Source organism: Hyphomonas sp., from assembly GCF_046313735.1.
Classification (GTDB): Bacteria; Pseudomonadota; Alphaproteobacteria; order Caulobacterales; family Hyphomonadaceae; genus Hyphomonas.
The window spans coordinates 1-3,138 of record NZ_JBKBXW010000079.1 but is presented as its reverse complement, the minus strand read 5'-3'; the positions used below and the strand labels follow the sequence as shown (position 1 = coordinate 3,138).

General features: G+C 66.5%; 4 protein-coding genes. 3 read left to right on the top strand and 1 reads right to left on the bottom strand.

The genetic code is table 11. From position 1 onward, the window contains the following. A partial coding sequence (locus tag ACK4SV_RS16440; protein WP_409918924.1) for a GTP-binding protein occupies positions 1–108 on the bottom strand: 108 nt, incomplete at its 3' end. Positions 109–326: 218 nt separating this feature from the next. On the opposite strand from ACK4SV_RS16440, the gene ACK4SV_RS16435 reads away from it, so the two are divergent. From ACK4SV_RS16435 to ACK4SV_RS16425, 3 genes are all read left to right on the top strand, one after another. Then, entirely contained in the window at positions 327–1,877 is a 1,551-nt protein-coding gene (locus ACK4SV_RS16435) for a glucose-6-phosphate isomerase (protein WP_409918923.1), read from the top strand. Positions 1,878–1,881: 4 nt separating this feature from the next. Then, positions 1,882–2,931, top strand: coding sequence for a ribonuclease E/G (locus tag ACK4SV_RS16430; protein ID WP_409918922.1), 1,050 nt, complete (start codon positions 1,882–1,884; stop codon positions 2,929–2,931). Then, positions 2,928–3,138: DNA gyrase inhibitor YacG (locus tag ACK4SV_RS16425; protein ID WP_409918921.1), on the top strand; the 211-nt coding region annotated here is incomplete at its 3' end. The genes ACK4SV_RS16430 and ACK4SV_RS16425, both read left to right, overlap by 4 nt.

Below are 3,138 nucleotides of genomic sequence, written 5' to 3'. Positions count from 1 at the left end.
CAGCACGATCGTGATCGCTGCCGTCAGCGTCGTCTTGCCGTGGTCAACGTGGCCGATCGTGCCAATGTTCACGTGCGGCTTGTTACGCTCAAACTTTGCCTTGCCCATCGGGCCTCTCCTTAATCCTGGTTCGCGTCCGGCCCGCCGGACTGGTTGTACCTCAACGCTTTTCCGGCGCATCGACCGTCAAGTGGCGCGTCATACCCATGTGTGACAGGCGTTTCAAGCGGGCTTGTACCGGTCAAATGCCTGTATTGGCAGGCCTTGCGCCCCGGCGCGCACCGCCCGATAAGCGCGCTGCCTGACAAACCGGAATGGGGATATCCATGCGCTCTGAACTTGCCGAACATGCGAAACGTCTCAACCAACACGGTCTGAAGGGTCTTGCAGCCGCCCGCGCCGCGCTGGAACCTGTTGAAGCTGCTGGCTGGCAGATCAGCACAGCGCGCCAATTCCTGGATGAGGCCGCCGAAGCCGCGCTCCTCGCTTTCGGCGAAAGCAAGGGGCTCACCAGTGCAGCGGCAGACCTGTTTGGCGCCGTCATCGTGAACCCTTCCGAGAACCGCCCTGCCCTGCATTGGGCGCTCCGGGCGCCAGCCCCGCTCAGCGGCGAAGCGGAAACCGTGCGCCAGAGCGTGCTGCCGGCGCTTGAATTCGCCGGAAAGATCCGCCGCGGCGAGATCGTCAGCGCGGATGGCCGGCCCTTCGCGGCGGTGCTCCACATCGGCATCGGCGGCTCCGATTTCGGGCCGCGCCTGATCGCCGATGCGTTCGAGGACCTGGCGCTGCCCTCCCTGACCCTGCGTTTCGCCGCCAATGTCGACCCCTATGACCTCGACCGCGCCTTCGCAGGGCTCGACCCGGCGACAACGCTGGTCATCGGCGTCTCCAAATCCTTTGGCACCGAGGAGACGCTCTACAATCTCGCCCGCGCGCATGACTGGCTGAAAGCCAAGCTCGGCACGAAATCCGCGCATCACCTGGCGCTTGTAAGCGCCAATCCTGACAAGGCGCGGGCCTGGCTCGGCGGCGCAGACGCGCATCTGTTTGAAATGCCGCTGTCGGTCGGCGGGCGCTTCTCACTCTGGTCGGCCGCGTCGCTCGCCTGCATGATCTATCTCGGGCCGGAGACCTTCCGCAAAATCCTCGATGGCGCGCATGCGATGGACGAGCATGTCCGCACCGCGCCGCTGGCTTCAAACGCTGCCATGCGCCTAGCTCTGCTCGACTATTGGAACACTTCGGTGCGCGAACGGCCGATGCGGGCTCTGCTCGCTTACGCCAACCGCCTGCGCCTGCTGCCAACCTATCTCCAGCAGCTGGAAATGGAATCCAACGGCAAATCCGTGAACTCCAATGGCGAGACTGTCCCGCCGCCGACTGCCCCCGCGCTCTGGGGCGGCGAAGGCTCGGTTGGCCAGCATTCCTATCACCAATGGCTGCACCAGGGCTCGCAGGACGTGCCTTGCGAATTCATCCTGGCGCCGGACCGGACCCGCGATGGCGAGGGTCTTGCGGCGCTGAATGCCCATGCGCTCGCCCAGGCCGAAGTGCTCGCGAATGGCCGGACGCTCAGCGAAGTTCAGGACGAGGAACCTGGCGTGAGCCCGGCTGTCGCCGCGCAGAAAGTTCATGCCGGGGGCCGCCCGTCGAGCTTCCTGAGCCATGCCGCGTTCGGACCGGAAGCGTTCGGCGCGCTGGTCGCGCTGTATGAGCACCGAACCTATTTTGCCGGCAAGCTCTGGGGCGTGAACCCGTTCGACCAGTGGGGCGTGGAACGCGGAAAAACGATGGCCGGGCGCATCAAGGCTGTTCTCGATACACCGGACAAGGCGGGCGATCCGGTCACCACCGCCCTTATCCGCCAGATTTCCTGACCGGATGTCGGTCGCCAGAATCCTGCGCGAGGAGACTGTCGGGGAAACCCGCTGGGCCGCGCTGGATGCTGGCGGCGAGCCGGTAGCGCTGTACCTTGAGCGCGAGACAAACCCGGTGCGCCTTGGCGCGCAGTTTGAGGCGCGGATTGAGGCCGTAGAGGTTGGCGCTGGCGGCATGTTTGCTGAACTGGACGGAGCGGGCGCCGCATTCATCCGACGCACGCCGCAAACACCGGCCTTTGCTGAAGGCGCGCGTGTGCGGGTGGAAATCCTGGCCGAAGCGCGGGGCGGAAAACTGCCACGCGCGCAGATCGTCGCGGCGGGGATCGGCCCCGGCCCATCCGGCGCCGCTGCCTGGCGCACAGGTTTGAAGGGCGGAGCTGACGCGCCTGTCGAGGCGGCGCTGCCGGGCGACCCGCGCCTGCAGGCGGCCTTTGAGGATGCCCTGTTGCCGGACGTGACGCTGCCCGGTGGCGGACGGCTGCGTATTGAGCGCACAAGGGCACTGACGGCCGCGGATATCGACACGGCGGGCCGTGCCCAGCGCGGCAGCGCCGCCGCCCGCGCCCTCTCGATCAACCGGGAAGCTGCCCAGGCCCTCGCGCGCCAGATCCTCCTGCGCGGTCTGGGCGGATTGTTCGTGCTCGACTGTATCGCGCCGATTACCCGCGAGGCTGGCCCGTCCATTCGCGACACATTTCAGGCCGCATGGGCCGAACACTCATCGCGCCCTGCAAAAGCCCTCACGCCCTCTCAACTTGGCCTGATGGAAGCCTCAAGCGGCTGGTGGATCTCGCCGCTGTCCGAGCACATTTACGATGAGACCAGCGGTTTGCGGCCGGAGACGATTGCTCTGGACGGTCTGCGCCAGCTGGAGCGCGAGGCGCAGCAGACCCGGCTGGGCCCGCTGACCCTGGCCCTGCCCGAGGCCGTTCATCGCTGGCTCGCTGCGCAACATCCCGATGCGGATGTGCGCCTTGCGGCAAAATATGGCGCGCGGCTGAACATCAGGGCTCACACCGGCGCGGCAGCTGAGGTAAGGCGCGAGGCATGAGCAAGCCTGTTTCCCCTGACCAGAGGACACCGCGCTGCGCGCGTTGCCGCAAGCATCCGGTCCTCGCCGACTATCGCCCTTTCTGTTCGAAGCGCTGCGCCGATGCTGATCTCGGCCACTGGCTGACCGGCGGTTATGTCATCACCGGGCGGCCCGCAGAGGACGCCGAGGACATCCCCGACCCGCTCGCTCCGGACGAGGATGCAG